The sequence below is a fragment of the Mycobacterium sp. genome (assembly GCF_039583805.1).
In the GTDB taxonomy this organism is placed as follows: domain Bacteria; phylum Actinomycetota; class Actinomycetes; order Mycobacteriales; family Mycobacteriaceae; genus Mycobacterium.
The window spans coordinates 1-14771 of the sequence record NZ_JAVKSH010000094.1 but is presented as its reverse complement, the minus strand read 5'-3'; the positions used below and the strand labels follow the sequence as shown (position 1 = coordinate 14771).

Annotated in this window: 12 protein-coding genes and 4 pseudogenes; 15 read left to right on the top strand and 1 reads right to left on the bottom strand. The window is 65.4% G+C overall.

The genetic code is table 11. The features are described from left to right. From ABDW21_RS13115 to ABDW21_RS13100, 4 genes and pseudogenes are all read left to right on the top strand, one after another. A pseudogene (locus ABDW21_RS13115) lies at positions 1-714 on the top strand (hypothetical protein); the annotation flags it as partial. 701 nt (positions 715-1415) lie between these two features. Next, positions 1416-1643, top strand: coding sequence for a hypothetical protein (locus ABDW21_RS13110; RefSeq protein ID WP_343598916.1), 228 nt, complete (start codon positions 1416-1418; stop codon positions 1641-1643). Next, a complete protein-coding gene (locus tag ABDW21_RS13105) occupies positions 1643-2011 on the top strand; it encodes a CopG family transcriptional regulator (RefSeq protein ID WP_343710535.1) in 369 nt (122 codons plus the stop codon). Before ABDW21_RS13110 ends, ABDW21_RS13105 begins: the two co-directional genes overlap by 1 nt. A gap of 284 nt (positions 2012-2295) precedes the next feature. Further along, positions 2296-2787 carry a homocitrate synthase gene (locus ABDW21_RS13100; RefSeq protein WP_343598912.1) on the top strand — a complete coding sequence of 164 codons (492 nt, stop codon included), beginning with the start codon at positions 2296-2298 and terminating at the stop codon, positions 2785-2787. Positions 2788-2799: 12 nt separating this feature from the next. Here ABDW21_RS13100 and ABDW21_RS13095 read toward each other — a convergent pair whose 3' ends face one another. Beyond that, positions 2800-4275: a cytochrome P450 gene (locus ABDW21_RS13095; RefSeq protein WP_343598911.1), complete on the bottom strand. Its 1476-nt coding sequence runs from the start codon at positions 4273-4275 to the stop codon at positions 2800-2802. Between the two features lie 126 nt (positions 4276-4401). Here ABDW21_RS13095 and ABDW21_RS13090 point away from each other — a divergent pair, with 126 nt between their 5' ends. From ABDW21_RS13090 to nrdF, 11 genes and pseudogenes are all read left to right on the top strand, one after another. Then, a complete protein-coding gene (locus tag ABDW21_RS13090) occupies positions 4402-5061 on the top strand; it encodes a TetR/AcrR family transcriptional regulator (protein ID WP_343710534.1) in 660 nt (219 codons plus the stop codon). A gap of 81 nt (positions 5062-5142) precedes the next feature. After that, positions 5143-6027 carry an SDR family oxidoreductase gene (locus tag ABDW21_RS13085; RefSeq protein WP_343598907.1) on the top strand — a complete coding sequence of 295 codons (885 nt, stop codon included), beginning with the start codon at positions 5143-5145 and terminating at the stop codon, positions 6025-6027. After that, positions 6020-6574: an NAD(P)H-dependent oxidoreductase gene (locus tag ABDW21_RS13080; protein WP_343598905.1), complete on the top strand. Its 555-nt coding sequence runs from the start codon at positions 6020-6022 to the stop codon at positions 6572-6574. Before ABDW21_RS13085 ends, ABDW21_RS13080 begins: the two co-directional genes overlap by 8 nt. A 439-nt stretch (positions 6575-7013) precedes the next feature. After that, a complete protein-coding gene (locus tag ABDW21_RS13075) occupies positions 7014-7253 on the top strand; it encodes a redoxin NrdH (RefSeq protein WP_343598903.1) in 240 nt (79 codons plus the stop codon). Between the two features lie 21 nt (positions 7254-7274). Continuing rightward, the gene (gene nrdI / locus ABDW21_RS13070; RefSeq protein ID WP_343598930.1) at positions 7275-7721 is read left to right on the top strand and encodes a class Ib ribonucleoside-diphosphate reductase assembly flavoprotein NrdI; all 447 of its coding nucleotides are present in this window, start codon (positions 7275-7277) and stop codon (positions 7719-7721) included. Further along, positions 7688-8251, top strand: a pseudogene (locus ABDW21_RS13065) (ribonucleotide reductase N-terminal alpha domain-containing protein); the annotation flags it as partial. The gene nrdI and the pseudogene ABDW21_RS13065, both read left to right, overlap by 34 nt. Beyond that, positions 8240-9444 (top strand): annotated as a pseudogene (locus ABDW21_RS13060) (LAGLIDADG family homing endonuclease); the annotation flags it as partial. The pseudogenes ABDW21_RS13065 and ABDW21_RS13060, both read left to right, overlap by 12 nt. Positions 9445-9469: 25 nt before the next feature. Next, positions 9470-11086, top strand: a pseudogene (gene nrdE, locus ABDW21_RS13055) (class 1b ribonucleoside-diphosphate reductase subunit alpha); the annotation flags it as partial. Between the two features lie 126 nt (positions 11087-11212). After that, positions 11213-11953 (top strand): TetR/AcrR family transcriptional regulator, encoded by a 741-nt coding sequence (locus ABDW21_RS13050; protein WP_343598901.1) that lies wholly within the window; start codon positions 11213-11215, stop codon positions 11951-11953. A 132-nt stretch (positions 11954-12085) separates the two neighbouring features. Further along, positions 12086-13657: an NAD(P)/FAD-dependent oxidoreductase gene (locus tag ABDW21_RS13045; RefSeq protein ID WP_343598899.1), complete on the top strand. Its 1572-nt coding sequence runs from the start codon at positions 12086-12088 to the stop codon at positions 13655-13657. A 90-nt stretch (positions 13658-13747) separates the two neighbouring features. After that, on the top strand, positions 13748-14722 hold the full coding sequence (gene nrdF / locus ABDW21_RS13040; RefSeq protein WP_343710533.1) for a class 1b ribonucleoside-diphosphate reductase subunit beta: 975 nt from the start codon (positions 13748-13750) through the stop codon (positions 14720-14722). Positions 14723-14771: the final 49 nt, after the last annotated feature.

Sequence of the window (14771 nt, the reverse complement as noted above, 5' to 3'; positions counted from 1 at the left end):
CTGCAGCAAGAACGGCGCGCCATGTCGGATGCGGACACGATGCTGGCCCCGTATGCCCCATCGCCCGCAACGAGGTACGCGAGCGTCGACCCGCGACCCAGCTCCGCCACAACAGGTCCCACGGTTTTGCGTGGTGGGCCAGCTTATGCCGAACGTGGGGGACGCTGGGTGGTGCCGACCGTTCTCGCCGCTTCGGGGGCCCTGTTGGGAGCCGTGCTGGTCGTTGTGTTGTGGTTGGCGTTCGGCGCCAACCGCGGCAACAACCCGACGACACCGACCAACCCGAGTACCTTCGGTGCGGGAACCCAAGAAACGAGCGCCAATAGCGCCACCGGCCAAAAAACGCCCACCACAGTGTCACCGCCGTCTTCACCGCCGCAAGTCAGCCTGCTGCCCGGCACCGACGCACTGGGGTTTCTGGCCTATCCCCGCGCGCGTTGTGACCCGGGAAATCCCGCTGCCGCAATGGCTATGACGGCCAAATCCGCGCTCGTGATTTGCAGTAGCGGGCCGGCAACCTTTTACTACCGAGGAGTTCGGTTCTCGGACAACGCATCCATTGAACTCGCCGACGCGGTGCGCTTGTCGAGTGGGTTCGACGTCACCAATCCAACCGACGGAACGCGCTATCAGATCCGACCCACCGGCCTGACGATAAAAGGCCCCGACGGCCAGGTGGAGTTCGAGCCGATGGTTGAGTATGCGTCGAGCTGAGGGCGTGAAATGTCACGCCTGGCACGATCCTCGACCAGGATGCAGCAGGACATCCCCGTTCTGGCAACGTCGTCAAGCCGGATCGGCTGGGATTGGCAAAGAACAGCATTCGAGCCTGGGCTGACCGTTCGACCCGACCGACCAACGCGATGGGTGGCAGCCCTGGTTGACAGCGTTGCGGCCGGAGGAAACGTCGCCGTGTCGGCAGTTGACGGCCCCATCTGCATGTCCCGTAATAGACGCGTGACGTTTCCGCCAGCGCGCTCGACATCTGCCCGGGTCAGGGCGGGCGTGCTCGCATACGCGGCCGGAGACGCGCTGGGTGTGCCGTGGGAAGGGTGGCCGCCTTCCGCGATCAGCTGGGAGGCGATCGATCGACTGCCCAGACGTGGAGACTGGCCAGCGGGTGCACTGGACACCCTCGACGGGCCGGGCTGGCCGAGCACCTGGCCGCCGCCGAACGTGATTCCGGTGGCCGCCGTGGCGCCGCGCACGAAAACACTCTGGTGCAGATTGGCGTTTGTTGCACATGAATCCTGACTGTCAGCGGCGCGCGTTATCTTTCCACCATGACTGCGAGTACCAGAGGCAAACGGCCGGGCTGTTTCCATGCCGGGCGGACAAGTCTTTGGCTAAATAAGTCTTTGCTAGACTTTCGAAAGTTCTCTATATGTGTCGATAGTGTGTGACACAGTAGAGTTATGGTACAACCGATTAAGGTTGCCAAGTCTGCCCGGGAACATCGAGTAAGCAAGCATCGAATCCTGGCGGCCATGCGGCACAGCGGGGTGTCAACAATCCAACCTGACGGAAGCCTGCTCTATGTCGGGCGCGACACGAAGGGAAGACTGACCGAGGTTCTCGCCTTCCTCGCCGCCGAGGACGACGAGTTGTTGATCGTGTTCCACGCAATGCCTTTGGAGTGGTGATGAAGAAGAAGACAAACCCGGAGGACTACGTCGTCGGGCCGGACGCCACCATCGAGGACATCGACCTCGACGAGGAGGTAGTTGACTACCAAGGTGAGCGTCTTACCGAGGCGCGTGCAGCGCTGCTGGCCGAGGAGTCGCTGCACCATGCGGCTTCATCCCGCGCTACTCGTCTGCGAAACCTCGTGCCTGGCCGCAAATCGTTGTCTGGTGGCAGCGCACATTCACCTGCCATGAATCTGCGAATGCCGCAAGCCGAGTTCGACGCGTTCGATCAGCTGGCCCGACGTAGGGGCGTCAAGCGATCGACCTTGGCACGGCAAGTCTTGGAAGACTACCTTGCCGAGCACCTGGACGAGCTGGCTTGACACTGGTCCAGGCAAGGGACAGGCGTTCGAGAAGTGCGGAAAGTCAGCCATGAGTGGGCAAATGACGGCAGTTGCCACCCTCGACGCACCGGACACCGTCATCGACGGTGCGATGGACCCGTGCAGTTGCGCGGGCTCGGTGTCGGCGACTAGTGTTCTCGGCGTGCAGCGTCTTCTCGTAGTAGCCAGCTCCCGCAGCGGGGTCTGATTCGGACCGGCCCCCCGCTGTGGGTCGCGCTCGCTACTACCCGTCGGTCACCCTGCAGACCAGAGAAGACCGACACATGACACCTTCTTTCGGCGCGGACACCGCGCCAGCCTCACCCGAATCTCCGAGCGTCCACGTCGCCGGCTTCCCGCGGGAGCTGCGGGAGGATGCCGGCACTATGTCCTGGGGCGCATTCACCGCCACCTACGCGCCCAGCGGCGGACCTGTTCGGCTGGGCCGCTGGGAATGCACCGAGCCGGACCGGCCCGCCACCCGGTGGGGGCCGCAGCCCCGCGCCTTCCGCGCCACCCTCGGTGTCGGGGACCGCGTCGAGATCGTGACTGCCGCCGCGACGGGCCCGCTCGCCGCGTTGACCGCGATGCTCTACGACGGTGGCGTCGCCGTTGAGACGCTGACGTTCCACCAATTGCGTTGCGGCGCTGCCACGGTCACCTTCATCCGCGGCAGCAACGGGCTCCGGGCCGAGTGGGCGATGGGTCTCTCGGCCGACCCCACGCAGTCGGCACTGCAGGCCGTCGTCGCCTGCGCCAACCGGCTGTACGGCTGACTCGCGTCGAATCTACAGGCGGCGCAGCACAATCCGCATGCCGTCCATCGGGATCGGCATACCGCCGTAGTCCCAGCGCGGCCGGTAACCCGGCCGGGGCAGCTCGAGCCGGTAGCGACGCAGCAGCCGGTGGATGACGGTCTTGACCTCCAGCTGCCCGAACACCATCCCGATGCACTTGTGCGCGCCGCCGCCGAACGGCGTGAACGCGTACCGGTGCTTCTTGTGCTCGGCGCGCGGTTCGGCGAAGCGCTCGGGGTCGAACTTCCGGGGTTGGGTCCACAGCTCCGGTAACCAGTGGTTCATGCCCGGCCAGGTCACCACGTTCGTGCCGGCCGGCACGTAGTAGCCCAGCAGGTCGGTGTCGCGCACGGTCTGGCGCATGTTGAACGGCAGCGGCGTCACCAGCCGCAACGACTCGTTCATCACCAGGTCGAGCGCCTCCAGCTTCTCCAGCGACTCGATGTCCAGCGGGCCGTCACCGAGCCGCGCGGACTCGTCGCGGCAGCGCTCCTGCCACTGCGGGTTGGCGGCCAGGTTGTAGGCGATCGTCGAGGTCGTCGACGTCGACGTGTCGTGAGCGGCCATCATCAAGAAGATCATGTGGTTGACGATGTCGGTGTCGGTGAAGCTGTTGCCGTCCTCGTCGGAGGTGTGACACAGCACGGTCAGCATGTCGGTGCCGTCGGCGTGGCGGCGCTCGGCGACCCGCTCGACGAAGTAGTCCTCGAGCAGCGTGCGGGCCCGCAGTCCCCGCCACCATTTCAACGGCGGGACGGGGTAGCGGATGATCGCCCCACCGGCCCGCGTCGTCGTCGTGAACGCGCGGTTCACCGAGGTCACCAGTTCGTGGTCGCTGCCCGGTTCGTGGCCCATGAAGACCACCGACGCGATGTCGAGGGCGAGCTCCTTCATCGCCGGATAGAACAGAAAACGCGCGTCGCCGGCGGGCCATTCGGCGACCACCGCCGTCGCCACCCGGTCGATGTGCTCGACGTATCCGCTCAGCCGGGTGCGGGTGAAGGCTTCCTGCATGATCCGCCGGTGGTACATGTGCTCGTCGAAGTCGAGCATCATCAGGCCCCGGTTGAAGAACGGCCCGATGACCGGATGCCAGCCCTTCTGCGAGTAGTCCTTGTTGCGGTTGGAGAAGATGGCCTGGGTGGCGTCCGGGCCGAGCGCGACGATCGACGGCAGGATCGGGGAAGCGGCGAAGGTGACCGGGCCGCGGGTGTGATAGAGGTGCAGCGGGAAGTCGGGGCCCTCGCGGAACATCTCGATGAGGTGGCCCACGATCGGCAGCCCCGAGTCGCCGACGACGGGCTTGAGGCCGCTGCCGGGCGGCGGCTCGGCCAGCGTCTTCTGCTTCCAGTCGACGGTGAGCAGCCGCTTCTCGAGCAGCCCCATGCCGGGAATGGTGTTGACTGTGGGAATCAGCCGGCGCTTGGCCTGACCGAGCAGGTACTGCGGGGTGCTGATGGTTGCCATCGACGCTCCTTCGGCGACGCGGGGCGGGGCACGCGGTGTGGCGCGCGTCACTGGAGACTATCCTCAGGGACGAACTTGACGGCTGTCAAGTTTGCAATCGGGACGGCGTGGTGCATGGTCGTACGGGTGAGCACCCAGCCGGACCCCGCCGCGGCGGCCGGGGCCGACCGGCGCCCGCCGGCCACCCGGCGACGGGGCGACAAGCATCGCCGGGCCATCCTGCAGGCGGTGCGCGAGCTGCTCGTCGAGCAGCCCTTCGCGGAGCTGTCGGTCAGCGCCATCAGCGATCGGGCGGGGTTGGCGCGATCCGGCTTCTACTTCTACTTCGACTCCAAATACGCAGTGCTGGCGCAGATCCTCGCCGAGGCCACCCGCGAACTCGAAGAGCTGACGCACTACTTCGCCCCGCGCGGGCCGGACGAGACACCGGCCGCGTTTGCCAAGCGGATGGTCGGCAGCGCCGCGCTGGTCTACGCCCACAACGACCCGGTGATGTCGGCATGCAACGTCGCCCGCAACACCGACACCGAGATCCGCGCACTTCTCGACCACCAGGTCGACACGGTGATCGACCAGATCATCGGCATCGTCGAGGACGAGCGCACAGCCGGCACCGCGCACCCCATCAGCGACGACATCCCCGCGCTGGTGCGGACGCTGGCGGTCACCACCGCGCAGATGCTCTCCGGCGACGCCACCTATCTCGGGCCCGACGGCGACGTGCAGCGCGGGGTGGGAGTGCTCGAGCAGCTGTGGCACGCCGCGCTTTGGGGCGGACCGGCGTAAGTTGCCCGTGCCGGCGACCCGCGGGGCCCGGGCCCGCGGCGTCTGCGATGACCGCCGCGCGGCGCCGGTATCGTCACCGCCATGGTGCGCGCCCGGCTCGGCGGCTATTTCGCGGGGAAACGGTGTCTGCTCACCGGCGCCGCCAGCGGGATCGGCCGCGCCACCGCCCTGCAGCTCGCCGGCTACGGCGCCGAGCTGTACCTGACCGACCGCGACGCCGACGGCCTGGCGCAGACCGTGGCCGACGCCCGCGCGCTGGGAGCCGGGGTTCCCGAGCACCGGGCGCTCGACGTCGCGCGCTACGACGAGGTCGCGGGGTTCGCCGCGGACATCCACGCCCGCCACCCGAGCATGGACGTGGTGATGAACATCGCCGGTGTCTCGGCGTGGGGCAGCGTCGAGGCGCTCACCCACCAGCAGTGGAGCTCGATGGTGGCGATCAACCTGATGGGCCCTATCCACGTCATCGAGACCTTCGTCCCGCCGATGGTGGCGGCCGGCCGGGGCGGGCGCCTGGTCAACGTGTCCTCGGCCGCCGGCCTGATCGCGCTGCCCTGGCACGCGGCCTACAGCGCCAGCAAGTTCGGGCTGCGGGGCCTGTCCGAAGTGCTGCGCTTCGACCTGGCCCGGCACCGGATCGGGGTGTCGGTGGTGGTGCCCGGAGCGGTGAACACCCCGCTGGTGAACACCGTCGAGATCGCCGGCGTCGACCGCTCCGACCCTCACGTGCAGCGCTGGGTGGACCGCTTCAGCGCCCACGCGGTGTCGCCGGAGAAGGTGGCCGACAAGATGCTGGCCGGGGTCGTCAAGAACCGGTTTCTGATCTACACGTCGGGCGACATCCGGGCGCTGTACGCGTTCAAGCGTGCGGCGTGGTGGCCCTACAGCGTGGCGATGCGCCAGGTCAACGTCTGGTTCACCCGGGCGCTGCGGGCGGACAACCGATGGGGACTCGACGATGGCTGACATCACGATTCTGGCGCTGGTGGGAAGCCTGCGTGCGGCGTCGGTCAACCGTCAGATCGCCGAACTGGCGGCGCAGACCGCTCCGGACGGCGTCAACGTCACGGTCTTCGAGGGGCTCGGCGAATTGCCGTTCTACAACGAGGACCTGGATTCCGCGGACAACCCCGCCGACGTGCCCGCGGCGGTCACCGCGCTGCGGGACGCGGCTGCTGGCGCTGACGCCGCGTTGGTGGTCACCCCGGAGTACAACGGCAGCATCCCGGGGGTGCTCAAGAACGCGATCGACTGGCTCTCCCGGCCGTTCGGCAACGGCGCGCTGAAAGGCAAACCGCTGGCCGTCATCGGCGCGGCTGCCGGCCGCTACGGCGGGGTGTGGGCGCACGACGAGACGCGCAAGTCGTTCGGCATCGCCGGCCCGCGCGTCGTGGAGGCGATCACGCTGTCGTTGCCGCTGGGCTCGCTGGACGGCAAGCACCCGCGCGAGCATGCCGATCTGGTGGCCGCCGTCCGCGACGTCGTGGGCAAGCTGAGCGCCGAGGTGGACTGAGCGACGGCGTCGGAAAGTTTGCTGAAGAGCATTTCGGCGGGGTCGGCGTGTCGGTGGTCCGTGGTAGACCCGGTGTCATGACCGACCCGGGCCGACCGAGACCTGATTGTGATCTGCGACACGCCGAAAGATGGGCCGCACAGCCGTGCGACCAGGGAATTTCATGAATGTTTTTCAGAACATGTGGTATCTCTTCTCATGGTCGGCCACTAGGTGTAGTGTTCGGATCACCGACAGACCCCGGGATCTCCCCGCCGCTCAGGTGTCGCCGTCCATCGGCGACAGGGCAGGCGACACGGATCGGGAAGATGGGAGCTCAGAGGTGTGGCGGGCTGCCGAACAGCAGCGCAGACGAAGTACCCGAGTAGTTGCCAGCCCTTGTCACGTTCCACCAGGATCCACCAGGATCCAGCACGATTAACGAGGAGTCACACCACCGATGAGCATCACCGTGTACACCAAGCCCGCATGTGTGCAGTGCAACGCCACCTACAAGGCGCTGGACAAGCAGGGCATCGCCTACGAGACGGTCGACATCACCCTGGACTCCGGGGCGCGTGACTACGTGATGGCGCTGGGCTATCTGCAGGCCCCCGTCGTGGTGGCCGGGAGCGAGCACTGGTCGGGCTTTCGGCCCGACCGGATCAAGGCGCTCGCCGGTGCGGCGCTGAGCGCATAGGAGTTCGCGGTGCCCGAATCGCTGCAGTGCAGCCTGGTGTATTTCTCGTCCGTGTCGGAGAACACCCACCGTTTCGTGCAGAAGCTGGGCATTCCGGCGACACGGATTCCGCTGCACGACCCCATCGAGGTGGACCGGCCCTACGTCCTGGTGCTGCCCACCTACGGCGGCGGCAGGGCCACCCCCGATATCCACGCCGGCGGTTACGTCCCCAAGCAGGTCATCGCATTCTTGGACAACGACCACAACCGTGCGCTGCTGCGTGGGGTCATCGCCGCCGGCAACACCAACTTCGGCGCGGAATTCTGCTACGCGGGCGACGTCGTCTCGCGCACCTACGGCGTTCCCTACCTCTACCGCTTCGAACTCATGGGCACCGACGAGGACGTGCAAGCTGTCCGCGCCGGCCTGGCTGACTTCTGGAAGGACGAGACGTGCCACCAACCGTCGCAACTGCAGAGCGCGTAACGCCCTCCGGCCGTAGTCCGTCGACGAGCGAGACGGACTACCACGCGCTGAACGCGATGCTGAACCTCTACGACGCCGACGGCAAGATTCAGTTCGACAAGGACCGGGAAGCCGCCCACCAGTACTTCCTGCAGCACGTCAACCAGAACACCGTGTTCTTCCATAACCAGGATGAGAAACTCGACTATCTCATCCGCGAGAACTACTACGAGCGTGAGGTTCTCGACCAGTACTCGCGCAACTTCGTCAAGACGCTGCTGGATCGCGCCTACGCCAAGAAGTTCCGGTTCCCGACGTTCCTCGGCGCGTTCAAGTACTACACCTCCTACACGCTGAAAACCTTTGACGGCAAGCGCTATCTGGAACGCTTCGAGGACCGGGTCGTCATGGTGGCGCTCACCTTGGCGGCCGGGGACACCGGCCTGGCCGAACAGCTCGTCGACGAGATCATCGACGGCCGGTTCCAGCCGGCCACCCCGACCTTCCTCAACTCCGGCAAGAAGCAACGCGGCGAGCCGGTGAGCTGCTTTCCTGCCGGAATGCCAGTGGATACGCCTGACGGGCCACAGGCGATCGAGACTCTGCGGGCAGGTGACCGGGTGCTCTCGCACGACGGGTCCTTCTCCGTCGTCGAGTCCGTCATCGAGAACCCCAATGACCAAGCTCTCCTGTCGATCTCACACTTCGGGCACAAAGAGCCGATCCTGTGCACCCCCGAGCATCCGATCTTGGTGTGGACCACACGCGACGTGCAGACACTCATCGATGGTGACGGTGCTGACCCCTTCAACGGATTCGTCTGGTTGGCTGCCAAAGACATTCGCCCCACCGACTTCATCGTCACGGCAGCACCACTGGGGCGACGCGACCGGCGTGTTTATGACCTGATGGAATACGTCGGGGCGGGCGACTACGAAGAAGTCGACGGACTCATATGCAAAGTCAACTCGGATCGCAAGCACCGCAACAAGCAACGCCACCACATGAGCTTCATCTCAGTGAACCGCTACGTTGAAGAATTGTACGACCTCGGCCTCATCCTCGGCTGGTACGTCGCCGAAGGCCATATCTCCAAGCGATCGGGACCCGCGGCCCCCACGCCCAATGGCATCCACTTTACGATCGGTGCACACGAACTCGAGTACCAGCAGGAGTTGGCGGCGGCCTTCAAGCGAGTGTTCGCCGCGGATCTCGTCGTATACCGCAGTGTTTCCGACCACTCGGTGCGCATGATCTGCAACAGCAAGGTCGTTGCGTCGTTGTTCCTCTCCCTCGTCGGCACGGGATATCGCTCGAAGCGGTTGTCCCACGACGTCTTAACGGCCGGTGAAGAGTTCCAGCGTGGCTTGCTTGCCGGGTTGTTCCGCGGGGACGGTTGCAGTGCCACCGGCGGCATGATGCTCGACCTGGTAAATCCAGAGCTCATTGATCAGGTGCAGCTTCTTTTGCGTCGAGTCGGAATCGTGTCCAGGATCCGTCAGTACGTCAACCAAGCGGGGAACGTGACGGGACAGCTGTTCGTGCCCGGTCTGCCTGGCGCGAACGAAGATTTCATCTTCGACGTCGGCAAGAACCTGCACAACTATATCGGCCAGAAGGGCTCGTCGCGCACGACTTATCAGGTCGTGCACGGCCGGCACGTGTATGGAATCCGCGAATTGAAGCGCACGCAGGACGTTCCGACGAAGGTCTATAACCTCCACGTCGAGGACACGCACACTTACACGATTCGTGGCACGGTCGTGCACAACTGCTTCCTGCTGCGCATCGAGGACAACATGGAGTCGATCGGCCGCTCGATCAACTCCGCGCTGCAGCTGTCCAAGCGCGGCGGGGGAGTGGCGTTGCTGCTGAGCAACATTCGCGAGCACGGCGCGCCGATCAAGAACATCGAGAACCAGTCCTCGGGTGTCATCCCGATCATGAAGCTGCTGGAGGACTCGTTCTCCTACGCCAACCAGCTCGGGGCTCGGCAGGGCGCCGGCGCGGTGTATCTGCACGCCCACCACCCCGACATCTACCGTTTCCTGGACACCAAGCGGGAGAACGCCGACGAGAAGATCCGGATCAAGACGCTGAGCCTCGGGGTGGTGATCCCCGACATCACCTTCGAGCTGGCCAAGCGCAACGACGACATGTATCTGTTCTCGCCGTACGACGTCGAACGCGTCTACGGGGTTCCGTTCGCCGACGTCTCGGTGACCGAGAAGTACTACGAGATGGTCGACGACGCGCGCATCCGCAAGACCAAGATCAAGGCGCGGGAGTTCTTCCAGACGCTGGCCGAGCTGCAGTTCGAGTCCGGCTACCCGTACATCATGTTCGAGGACACGGTGAACCGGGCCAATCCCATCGACGGCAAGATCACCCACTCCAACCTGTGCTCGGAGATCCTGCAGGTGTCCACCCCGTCCTACTTCAACGACGACTTGTCGTATGCCAAAGTGGGCAAAGACATTTCGTGCAACCTTGGGTCGCTGAACATCGCCAAGACGATGGACTCGCCCGATTTCGCACAGTCCGTCGAGGTGGCCATCCGTGCGCTGACGGCGGTGTCGGATCAGACCCGCATCACCTCGGTGCCCTCGATCGAGCAGGGCAACAACGACTCCCACGCGATCGGGCTGGGGCAGATGAACCTGCACGGCTATCTGGCCCGCGAGCACATCTTCTACGGCTCCGAGGAAGGCATCGACTTCACCAACATCTACTTCTACACGGTGCTCTACCACGCGCTGCGAGCCTCGAACCGCATCGCCATCGAACGCGGCACGCGGTTCAAGGGTTTCGAGAAGTCCAAGTACGCGTCGGGGGAGTTCTTCGACCGCTACACCGACCAGGTGTGGGAACCCACGACCGCCAGGGTGCGCCAGCTCTTCGACGACGCGGGAATCCGCATCCCGGACCAGGACGACTGGCGACGGCTCAAGGAGTCGGTACAGGCCCACGGCATCTACAACCAGAACCTGCAGGCGGTGCCGCCCACCGGGTCGATCTCCTACATCAACCACTCCACGAGCTCGATCCACCCCATCGTCTCGAAGGTGGAGATTCGCAAGGAAGGCAAGATCGGCCGCGTCTACTATCCGGCGCCGTATATGACCAATGACAACCTGGAGTACTACGCCGACGCCTACGAGATCGGCTACGAGAAGATCATCGACACCTACGCCGCGGCCACCCAGCATGTGGACCAGGGGCTGTCGCTGACGTTGTTCTTCAAGGACACCGCCACCACCCGCGATGTGAACAAGGCGCAGATCTACGCCTGGCGCAAGGGCATCAAGACGCTGTACTACATCCGGCTGCGTCAGATGGCGCTGGAAGGCACCGAAGTCGAGGGCTGCGTCTCCTGCATGCTGTAGGACCGGAGGCCGAACGTGCATCTGACGACGGTTCCACGGCGTGTCGCGTCGTCAGATGCACACTCGTGAGCCGGGGGGTGCGCGGTCAGCCCAGGTCAGCGGCTATGACGCGGTAAGGTACGTGGCGTGGTAAGGATTCCCCGGCCGCACCCGGGCGCCAAGCCCGCGCCGAAGGTCGACGCGCGCAGCGAACGTTGGCGCGAACACCGCAAGAAGGTGCGCGGCGACATCGTCGACGCGGCGTTCCGGGCGATCGACCGGCTGGGGCCGGACCTGAGTGTGCGCGAAATCGCGGAGGAGGCCGGCACGGCCAAGCCGAAGATCTACCGGCACTTCAACGACAAGTCCGATCTGTTCGCGGCGATCGGGCAGCGGCTGCGAGACATGTTGTGGGCGGCGATCTTCCCGTCGGTCGACCTGAAAACCGACCCGGCACGCGAGGTGATCCGGCGCGCGGTTGAGGAGTACGTCAGCCTGGTCGACCAGCACCCCAACGTGCTGCGGTTCTTCATCCAGGGCCGGTTCCCGGAGCGGTCCGAGTCGACGATGGCGACGTTGAACGAGGGCCGGGAGATCACCCTGGCGATGGCGGCGATGTTCAGCGACGAGCTGAGGGAGATGCAGCTCGACCCCGCGGCGGTGGAACTGGCGGCGTTTGCGGCATTCGGCGGGGCGCAGGCGGCCACCGACTGGTGGCTGGGCCCGGAACCGGATTGCCCGCGCCGGATGCAACACGACCAGTTCGTCGCGCACCTCACGACGATCATGATGGGCGTCATCGACGGCACCGCCGAGCTGCTCGGCATCCATCTCGACCCTGACCTGCCCATCCACAGCGCGGTGCCGCGCGACTCCGCGGCGAGCTGAACGTCGGCTGCGGCGTCGACCGGGGCCCTGCCGTCGACACCACGCATCCGATACCCTGGGTACCGGGTACATTCACCCACAAGTGACAACTGACCAGGAAGACCGGATCCTTCGATGAACGGTGCCCCTTCAATGAGCGTGGCCGAGTCCACGGCACAGCCCGCCGCACCGGCTCCGCCGGCGCATACCCGTGCCCTGATCATCGGCACCGGCTTCTCCGGGCTGGGGATGGCGATTGCGCTGCAGCGCCGGGGGGTGGACTTCGTCATCCTGGAGAAGGCCGGCGACATCGGCGGCACCTGGCGGGACAACAGCTATCCCGGCTGCGCCTGCGACATCCCGTCGCACCTGTATTCGTTCTCCTTCGAACCCAAGCCGGACTGGAAGCACCTGTTCTCCTACCAGGAGGAGATCTGGGATTACCTCGAAGGGGTCACCGACAAGTACGGGCTGCGCCGCCACATCGTGTTCGACTCCCTGGTCGACCGGGCGCACTGGGACGACGACGAGTGCCGCTGGCACGTGTTCACCGCCGACGGGCGCGAATTTGTCGCGCAGTTCCTGATCTCGGGCGCGGGTGCCCTGCACATCCCGGCGCTGCCCGACATTGACGGCCGCGACGAATTTCGTGGTCCGGCTTTCCATTCCGCGCAGTGGGACCACGACGTCGACGTGACCGGAAAGCGGGTCGCGGTGATCGGCACCGGCGCCAGCGCGATCCAGATCGTGCCGGAGATCGTCGACCGGGTCGCCGAACTGCAGCTCTACCAACGCACCCCGCCGTGGGTGGTGCCGCGCACCAACGAGGAGATCCCCGAGGTTCTGCGCCGGGCCCTGACCACCATCCCCGGGCTGCGGGCGGCGCTGCGGTCGGTCATCTACTGGGGGCAGGAAGCCCTGGCCTACGGCATGACCAAACGGCCGAACACGCTGAAAATCATTGAGTCCTTTGCCAAGTGGAACATTCGGCGCTCGGTCAAGGACCGCGAGCTGCGCCGCAAACTCATTCCGCGGTATCGGATCGGCTGCAAGCGAATCCTCAACTCGTCGACCTACTATCCCGCCGTCGCGAACCCGAAGACCGAGCTGGTCACCGACCGCATCGCCCGGATCACGGCCGAGGGCATCGTCACCGCCGACAGCGCGGGACGTGAGGCCGTCCGGGAAGCGGACGTCATCGTCTACGCCACCGGCTTTCACGTCACGGACTCCTACACCTACGTGCAGATCAAGGGCAGCCACGGCGAAGACCTGGTGGACCGGTGGAACCGGGAGGGCATCGGCGCGCACCGGGGGATCACCGTGGCGGACGTGCCCAACTTGTTCTTCCTGCTGGGGCCCAACACCGGCCTGGGGCACAACTCGGTGGTGTTCATGATCGAATCGCAGATCCACTACGTCAGCGAGGCGATCGCCGCCTGCGACCGGCGGCACGCGCAGGCGCTGGCGCCGACCCGCGCCGCCCAGGACCGGTTCAACGAGGAACTGCAGCGCAGGCTGGGCCCGTCGGTGTGGAACAGCGGTGGCTGCCGCAGCTGGTATCTGGACGAGCACGGCAAGAACACCGTGCTCTGGGGCGGCTACACCTGGCAGTACTGGCTGGGCACCCGCTCGCTGCGGCCGGCCGAGTACCGGTTCTTCGGGGTGGGCAGCGGATTCCGGACGGCCGTCGGGCGCTCGACGAGAGACACGCCCAGCCACTAGGTGTTGTGTTGCGGCGGGTTGTCACACCCCAGGTGTAGTGTCTGAAGTCTGGGCACTGCCGCCCATCCGTCCTGGTGAAGAGGGGTTCTGGTGACCGAGAAGATGAAGCTGATCGACCGGGTGTCGGCGATCAACTGGAACCGTCTGCTCGACGAGAAGGACGCCGAGGTCTGGGACCGGCTGACGGGCAACTTCTGGCTGCCCGAGAAGGTGCCGGTGTCCAACGACATCCCGTCCTGGAGCACGCTGACCGACCACGAGAAGCAGATGACCATGCGGGTCTTCACCGGTCTGACCCTGCTGGACACCATCCAGGGCACGGTAGGGGCGGTCAGCCTGATCCCGGATGCGTTGACACCCCACGAGGAAGCCGTCTACACCAACATCGCGTTCATGGAGTCGGTGCATGCGCGCAGCTACAGCAACATCTTCTCGACGCTGTGCTCGACGGCCGACATCGACGACGCCTTCCGCTGGTCGGAGGAGAATCCGAACCTGCAGCGCAAGGCCGACATCGTGATGCAGTACTACCGCGGCGACGAACCGCTCAAGCGCAAGGTGGCCTCCACGCTGCTGGAGAGCTTCCTGTTCTACTCTGGGTTCTACCTGCCGATGTACTGGTCGAGCCGGGCCAAGCTGACCAACACCGCCGACATGATCCGGCTGATCATCCGCGACGAGGCGGTGCATGGCTACTACATCGGCTACAAGTACCAGCGCGGCCTGGCCCTGCAGGACGCCGCCAGGCAGGCCGAGCTCAAGGACTACACCTATGAGCTGCTCTTCGAGCTCTACGACAACGAGGTGGAGTACACCCAGGACCTCTACGACGAGGTCGGGCTGACCGAGGACGTCAAGAAGTTCCTGCGCTACAACGCCAACAAGGCGCTGATGAACCTGGGCTACGAGGCGCTGTTCCCACGCGATGAGACCGACGTCAACCCGGCGATCCTGTCGGCGCTGTCACCCAACGCCGACGAGAACCACGACTTCTTCTCCGGGTCGGGGTCCAGCTACGTCATCGGCAAGGCCGTCGTCACCGAAGACGAGGACTGGGACTTCTGACGCCGCCGGCGGCACGTCCGGTGAACGGCCTGTGAACTGTCGAAGTCCT

Excerpts from the sequence above, each read along its gene's own strand:
- ABDW21_RS13080 (WP_343598905.1), top strand. The coding sequence starts at position 6,020 with ATGGCTGACATCACGATTCTGGCGCTGGTGGGAAGCCTGCGTGCGGCG.
- ABDW21_RS13045 (WP_343598899.1), top strand. The coding sequence starts at position 12,086 with ATGAGCGTGGCCGAGTCCACGGCACAGCCCGCCGCACCGGCTCCGCCG.
- ABDW21_RS13095 (WP_343598911.1), bottom strand. The coding sequence starts at position 4,275 with ATGGCAACCATCAGCACCCCGCAGTACCTGCTCGGTCAGGCCAAGCGC.
- ABDW21_RS13105 (WP_343710535.1), top strand. The coding sequence starts at position 1,643 with ATGAAGAAGAAGACAAACCCGGAGGACTACGTCGTCGGGCCGGACGCC.
- ABDW21_RS13110 (WP_343598916.1), top strand. The coding sequence starts at position 1,416 with ATGGTACAACCGATTAAGGTTGCCAAGTCTGCCCGGGAACATCGAGTA.
- ABDW21_RS13100 (WP_343598912.1), top strand. The coding sequence starts at position 2,296 with ATGACACCTTCTTTCGGCGCGGACACCGCGCCAGCCTCACCCGAATCT.
- ABDW21_RS13085 (WP_343598907.1), top strand. The coding sequence starts at position 5,143 with ATGGTGCGCGCCCGGCTCGGCGGCTATTTCGCGGGGAAACGGTGTCTG.
- ABDW21_RS13075 (WP_343598903.1), top strand. The coding sequence starts at position 7,014 with ATGAGCATCACCGTGTACACCAAGCCCGCATGTGTGCAGTGCAACGCC.